This window comes from Cohnella sp. GbtcB17, assembly GCF_019091135.1.
GTDB lineage: Bacteria > Bacillota > Bacilli > Paenibacillales > Paenibacillaceae > Cohnella.
Map to the genome: position 1 here is coordinate 1 of NZ_JAGXJW010000573.1, position 229 is coordinate 229.

Annotated in this window: 1 protein-coding gene; it reads right to left on the minus strand. The window is 75.1% G+C overall.

The features are described 5' to 3' along the window. Positions 1–229, minus strand: a 229-nt coding sequence (locus KVT38_RS34480) for a glycoside hydrolase family 3 C-terminal domain-containing protein (protein ID WP_217598173.1), incomplete at both ends; no start/stop codon positions are given.

Here is a 229-nt window from a genome sequence, read left to right on the forward strand (position 1 = left end):
CCGCCCGTCGCGCCATCTCGAGCGCCAGCGGGAAGCCGTCCCGGTCCTCGCCGCGAATCCGGCCGCCCGGCGCGTACAGCACTCGCTCGGCACCGAGCTTGGCGCGGATGCCCGCGAGCACCGTGGCGCCCTTGTCCGCAGGCTGAGGCGAGGTGTAGTCGCCCAGCTGGTTGTAGCCGGGGTCGGCGTTCGGGCCAATGACGGCGCCCGTGCCGCCGAGGCCCGGATC